Consider the following 6,000-nt stretch of genomic DNA (forward strand, 5'->3'; position numbering starts at 1 on the left):
TCCTCGGCGCCAAAATTATTTGGCTCCGAGTGGGATGCCGCACGGCGCTTGCCCGCTGCCAGCGTTCGGTGGACATCGGCTCTGTTCGTCTCAGCCAATACCGGCATCGCGAGGTGGCTGAGCCTTTGAATGTGTTGGTTTAAACCAACACGGGCAGGGGGTGGCCGCACGTCCGGTTTCGATAGCTTCCGGCACCACCAATGCCGCCTGTCCAATGGTCCGAACTGGTTTTGAGTGAGCGCCTTCTTTGTTTGGCTTGGCCACCTGACTCTTCTGGCAGGGGATTTTTTGCCCGGTTTTCGGGAGTGTGCGGCACGCGCTGGTCCATAGCGGGTGTTGGTTCAAACCAACACTGCGGATGAGGAGGCCGGTTTCATCAAGTTCGTGCCGGTAGGCGCGGCGCGCTGGAGGAGGAAAATCGATGAAACGGGCGCAGATAGTTTCATCAAGGTTCACCCCTTGAACACGATCGTCATCAACAATCAAAAAGGCGGCGTCGGCAAAACGACGCTTGCTGTGCATCTGGCCTGGTTCATGGCGGAAGCTGGTCGCCGGGTTCTGATGATCGATGTTGATGCGCAGGGCAACGCGACAGACACGCTCAAGCAGCATACAGGGTCGACCTCGGCGGCCGATCTCTTCAAGCCGGCGACCCGGTTTGTCGCTGGCGAAAACAACGGTATCACGCTGGCGCCGGCCGACAGCTCCCTGACGGATATCGATCGCGGGAATGCTGCTGCCGTCATCACCCTGCAGCAGAATCTCGCCGACGCCGCCGAACGGTTCGATATCTGCGTGATCGACACCCCGCCCTCGCTTGGCCTTCGCAGCGTCGCTTGCCTGGTCGCCGCCTCCCATGTGCTGGCGCCGATTTACCTGGAAGATTATTCCGTAAAAGGCGTCAAAGGCCTGATGCAGACCGTGATCGGTGTTCAACGACGGTACGGTCGCCAGGACACGACATTTCTCGGCCTGCTGCCTTCGAACTTCAATACCAAGTCGCCTCGCCAACGAACGCATTTGGAGCAGTTATTGCGCGAAGCGGGCAAGTACGTGTTCCCAGGCCAGATTGTTGCAAGGGACGGCTATGCCGAAGCCGTGGCTGAGCGCGTGCCGGTCTGGAGCTTGAAACGCCGATCGGCGCAAGAAGCGGGTCGAGAAATCCGCGCGGTTCTCGCCAAGATCGCAGAACTGCTCGATCAGGAGACGACTAGTGACGCTCGATCTCAGCTTTAAGGAACTCGTCGACGCTGCTGCAAACCCTAACGCAGCAAGCGGGCGGCCGCTCGTGGTCGCGGTCGACTGCATTGACGAAGACCCCGATCAGCCACGCCGCAACTTCAGCGAACAGGAACTGGAGGAGCTTTCACAATCGATTGGCGAACATGGCGTGCTGCAACCCATCATGCTTCGCCGTTCCAATGAGGTTGGACGATACGTCATCGTCATGGGTGCGCGCCGGTACCGAGCTGCGCAGCGCGCAGGGCTGCGCGAAATGCCCGCATTCGTTCAAGAGGTAGGTTTGCCGGATCGATACGCGCAGATGATCGAGAATATTCAGCGCGATGATTTGCGCGCGTCCGAGATCGCGACGTTCATCGCGGACCGGTTAGGCGCTGGCGATACCCAAGCGGATATCTCGCGCAAACTAGGCAAGCCAAGAGACTGGGTGTCGCGCTACGCGTCGGTTCAAGGCATGCCGGAATTCCTCCGAGCGAGACTTGAGGGAAGTTCGATCCGCGCACTGTATGAACTCTACCAGGCCTGGCGCACGCGTCCGAACGAGATCGAACGGCTGTGTGCGACGCAGGACAGCTTCAGCGACGCGCAGGCTCGGCAACTGGCCCGGGACGTACGCGCTGCGGCCGACCGCGCCAATGCCGAGGACCAATCGCCTGCTGGACCACCCCGATCCGAAAGATGCGATCACCTGCCGGAAGCAGATCTGCCACGCGCCGCTGCGAAAGGCAGGGAGGCAGCAACCGATGGTCAACCGCCAAAAACTCGCCTCGCTTCACAAGCGACGTCGGCAGCATCGCTGGCAATCAGGGTTCGGTATCAGAACCGGGCCGGACAGCTCGTTGTTGATCGGCTTGCGACGCAAGGCTCCCGTCATGCTGTGGTGTTGGTCGATGGTTCGGACCACGCAGAAGAGGTTCCGACGTCGGCACTCACGATCGAGGAGATCTTGTCGAGATGAACTCGTTCGACACCTTCGCGGCCGCAGAGACAGACTACCGGCGTGTGGCGACGGAGCGACTTTCCCATCCGAAGGATGGCGCGTTAGCGCAGCAGCCGAAGGCCGAACGCGCTCCCCATAGCGCTGTAGAGAGGCCGCAGGCTGCTGGAAAGTCGCGGTCCACATCGCCGACGTCAGTTAGTGCCTTCGTTTCCTTTGCTGCCGGCGGATCGGTGATCGCGATGGCTACCTGGTCAAAGAGGGACCGCGGGCGGAATTTGGCAGAGAGGGCAGGGCCCGTCGAGCGCTTCGCCGTGGCGAGCCATGAACACAAAGAGTATTGGTTTAAACCAACACCGAGAGGTACGTTTTTTCTCTTTCTAGTGCAGGATAGGCTTCGCGCCAGCGATGTATTACATCGCGATTGGGATTGGAGTGCATGGCTCTGATCTCGCTTCGCGTCTCCGACGAAGTCGCGGCGGAGTTCTCAGTTCTCGCAGCGACCCAGGGCGGCAAATCCGCGCTGCTGCGGCGTCTTATTGCTGACGCACTAGGTGCACCAGCGCGGCGCATCTTGACGCTGCCGGTCGGACGGCCGGAGAAGGTGACCGTGCGATTTCGTGAGAGCGAGATGCGGCAGCTCGCGGAAGTTTCACATCAGCGTGGCATGACGCGAACCGGCTGGATCGTGGCGCTGGTGCGCTCGCGATTGGGGTCTCCAGTGCAGCATTCCCCCGACGAGCATGCCGCGCTTCGCGCAATCGTTCGCGAGCTCAACCGGATCGGCGGTAACATCAACCAGATCGCGCGCGCCGCAAACACCAGTGTGCTGCAGGGCAGGGCGGTTGAGCCCGATCTGTCCGCAATTCAAGAGGCCAAATTGGTGGTCGAAATAGAGCTCGCGCAACTACGTAATGCACTGCACGGCAACGCGGATTATTGGGACGGACGGCGATGAGTCGACGCTACTCGCCGCGGCCGACCGGCCTGGCCTCAGAGCTTCCGCCGATCTCTTATGTCTGGGAAACGCCCAATCGGCGCCCACGGCGGGCCGAGTGGGATATTCCCGACCCGGCCGTTCCGGGCCGCCTAACGCCGGCGATGCGTGCAAAGCTCGAACGCATCGTGCGCCGAGCACCAGAGGTGATGGTCAAGATCACCGGTCGCACAAAGGGCGTGGAGCATCTCAAGTCGCACCTGGCATACATCACGCGTAACGGTAAGCTTGATGCGGAAACAGAGCAGGGCGCGGCGCTGACGGGTCGTTCCGGATTGAAAGACCTGCAGCAACGCTGGGAGGATGATGCGGGTCTCGATGACAAGCGCCGCGGCGATGGATCGCTTTCGATCAACATCATTCTGTCGATGCCGGCTGGTACCGATGCCATCGCAGTCAAGGATTCGGCGCGGGCATTTGCGATCGAGACCTTCGGTCACAATCACGACTACGTCTTTGTCCAGCACCTCGACGACAAGCATCCCCACGTGCACTTGACCGTTCGGTCCCTGGGCCATAACGGCAAGCGCCTCAACCCGCGCAAGGCTGATCTTCAGGCCTGGCGCGAACGATTTGCAGGCGAACTCCGGCTTCGCGGAATCGCGGCGGAGGCAACGCCGCGGCGAACCCGCGGACGGGTTCGAAAGGCCGATCGCGGGGCGGTGCTAGCCTTGCGCAAGCGAAAGATCACGCCCGATGTCGATCGGCTCGCCCGTGAGGAGGTGCTTTCGGAGGTGAGGGGCGGCAGGACTGCCAAACACCCTTGGGACGAACAGATTAAGTCACGTCAGGACGCGATCCGGCGGCGATACCTTGACTATGCCGCCGAGCTACAGCGCTCTGGAGCGGTGGCTGATAACGCGCTCGCGCGTCAGATCAGGCAATTCGTCAACGACATGCCTAATGTCGAAACGCGCCGGCACACGCTAAAGAACGAGCTTTCGGAGCTTGCCAATAGCCGGCGCCGAGGCGCGGAGCAGGGTGTCGACGCCGACCTGCGTGGTGACACGCGAGACGAAGGGCCGACCAGATAGCGAACCCGCAGGTTTGGGCTAGATATTCATCGAGCTAGTGGTTCATCACAGTGATTTTGACGTTTTGATACCGAGCCATTCGAGGATCGGCAAGCTTTCGGTCGGCACGAGGATTTCGATGCTTCGGGGAACGCCGGGCTGACGGCGAATGAAGCCGTTTCGTTCGAGGGTGACGATCATCTGGTGGACTGACGGCGGACTGACGCGGAAATGGCGCTGAATGTCGGCTTCGGCGGGCGGCTGTCCGAACATGTAGGAATAGGTATGGATGAAAGCGAGGTAATGCCCCTGCTTCTCGGTGAAGCGCGCGCCTGATTTTTGACTCATCGTTGGATTCGTCCCGGCCTCCGACAAGGAGGCAAAGCATGAATGTACGTTATCGGGTCGAATTGAGCCAAGCCGAGCGCGATGAACTGACGGCGATGCTCGGCGGCGGCAAACACGCCGCCCGCAAGCTCAAGCGGGCGCAGATTTTGTTGGCGGCCGATAGGTGCTGCCGCGACGAGGAGATTGCCCGGACCGTGAGTGTCAGCCTCTCCACCGTCAGCCGGACCAAGCGCCGCTTTGTGGAGGGTAATCTGGAGCGGGCCTTGAGCGAGGAGCCGCGTCCCGGCGCAGAGCGCAAGCTGACCGGCAAGCAGGAGGCCCTGCTTGTCATTCGGCCTGCAATATTGACCCCCTAAGCCGGGGGATCGGCGTCCAAAATTGACCCCCTACAGGTTGGTCTGTTGCGCTGCCTGCTTTGTAACAAAGCAGGTGGTCGGGGATGCTGATCGTGGAGACGATTGCCCGGATCCGGCGTGAGCACTTCATCAAGGGCAAGACGATCAAGGAGATCGCCCGTGACCTGAAGGTGTCGCGAAACACGGTCCGGAAGGTGCTGAGGTCGGGAGAGACCTCGTTCGAGTACGAGCGTGTTGTCCAGCCACGACCGAAGCTGGGACGATGGGCAACCGAACTCGACGGCTTGCTGGTGGCGAATGCGGCCAAGTCTGCTCGTGAGCAGCTGACATTAATCCGGATCTTTGAAGATCTGCGCGGGCGTGGTTATGACGGCGGCTACGATGCTGTGCGGCGCTACGCCAGACGGTGGAGCAAGCAGCGCGGGCAGTCGACGGCGGCGGCCTACGTCCCGCTGAGCTTTGCGCCTGGAGAAGCCTATCAGTTCGACTGGAGCCATGAGGTCGTCCTGCTCAATGGCGTGACGGTGATGGTGAAGGCTGCCCATGTCCGGCTTTGCCACAGCCGCATGCTGTTTGTGCGTTGTTATCCGCGGGAGACGCAGGAGATGGTGTTCGATGCCCACGACCGGGCGTTCGCGCTGTTCAAGGGCACCTGTGGGCGTGGCATTTACGACAACATGAAGACCGCCGTGGAGACGATCTTCGTCGGCAAAGGGCGTCTCTACAATCGCCGCTTCCTGCAGATGTGCAGCCACTATCTCGTCGATCCCGTCGCCTGCACGCCGGCGTCGGGCTGGGAGAAGGGCCAGGTCGAGAATCAGGTCGGGCTGGTCCGCGAACGATTCTTCACGCCACGGCTGCGGTTCAAAACCCTGGACGAGCTGAACGCCTGGCTGTTGGACAGGTGCATCGCCTACGCCAAAGCCCATCGCCACCCGGAGCTGGCCGAACAGACGGTCTGGGAGGTGTTCGAGGCGGAACGGCCAAGGCTCGTTCCCTATGCTGGACGGTTCGATGGATTCCACGCGGTGCCGGCATCGGTCTCGAAGACCTGCCTGGTGCGCTTCGACAACAACAAGTACTCGGTCGCAGCCAGCGCAGTCGGAC

7 protein-coding genes and 1 pseudogene are annotated in these 6,000 nt (G+C 61.2%); 7 read left to right on the forward strand and 1 reads right to left on the reverse strand.

Translation table 11 applies throughout. From position 1 onward, the window contains the following. The first annotated feature begins 336 nt into the window (after window positions 1-336). The 5 genes from Q0D31_RS20380 to Q0D31_RS20400 are packed head-to-tail and all read left to right on the forward strand — an operon-like array spanning window position 337 to window position 4,210. Window positions 337-1,236: a ParA family protein gene (locus Q0D31_RS20380; RefSeq protein WP_291855134.1), complete on the forward strand. Its 900-nt coding sequence runs from the start codon at window positions 337-339 to the stop codon at window positions 1,234-1,236. Then, window positions 1,214-2,200: a ParB/RepB/Spo0J family partition protein gene (locus Q0D31_RS20385; RefSeq protein WP_291855136.1), complete on the forward strand. Its 987-nt coding sequence runs from the start codon at window positions 1,214-1,216 to the stop codon at window positions 2,198-2,200. The genes Q0D31_RS20380 and Q0D31_RS20385 overlap by 23 nt, the downstream gene beginning before the upstream one ends. Beyond that, window positions 2,197-2,628: a hypothetical protein gene (locus Q0D31_RS20390; protein ID WP_291855139.1), complete on the forward strand. Its 432-nt coding sequence runs from the start codon at window positions 2,197-2,199 to the stop codon at window positions 2,626-2,628. The genes Q0D31_RS20385 and Q0D31_RS20390 overlap by 4 nt, the downstream gene beginning before the upstream one ends. Beyond that, entirely contained in the window at window positions 2,619-3,137 is a 519-nt protein-coding gene (gene mobC, locus Q0D31_RS20395) for a plasmid mobilization relaxosome protein MobC (RefSeq protein ID WP_291855143.1), read from the forward strand. The genes Q0D31_RS20390 and mobC overlap by 10 nt, the downstream gene beginning before the upstream one ends. Next, complete coding sequence (locus Q0D31_RS20400; RefSeq protein WP_291855146.1) at window positions 3,134-4,210, forward strand: relaxase/mobilization nuclease domain-containing protein; 1,077 nt, start codon at window positions 3,134-3,136, stop codon at window positions 4,208-4,210. Before mobC ends, Q0D31_RS20400 begins: the two co-directional genes overlap by 4 nt. A gap of 45 nt (window positions 4,211-4,255) precedes the next feature. Here the strand turns inward: Q0D31_RS20400 and Q0D31_RS20405 are convergent, their stop codons facing one another. Further along, window positions 4,256-4,537 (reverse strand): MarR family transcriptional regulator, encoded by a 282-nt coding sequence (locus Q0D31_RS20405; RefSeq protein ID WP_291855150.1) that lies wholly within the window; start codon window positions 4,535-4,537, stop codon window positions 4,256-4,258. Between the two features lie 38 nt (window positions 4,538-4,575). Between Q0D31_RS20405 and Q0D31_RS20410 the strand changes: the two are divergent. Next, window positions 4,576-4,866 (forward strand): annotated as a pseudogene (locus Q0D31_RS20410) (helix-turn-helix domain-containing protein); the annotation flags it as partial. Window positions 4,867-4,976: 110 nt separating this feature from the next. Continuing rightward, a partial coding sequence (gene istA / locus Q0D31_RS20415; RefSeq protein WP_291855153.1) for an IS21 family transposase occupies window positions 4,977-6,000 on the forward strand: 1,024 nt, incomplete at its 3' end.

The organism is Bradyrhizobium sp. (genome assembly GCF_022844465.1).
Taxonomy (GTDB): Bacteria; Pseudomonadota; Alphaproteobacteria; order Rhizobiales; family Xanthobacteraceae; genus Bradyrhizobium.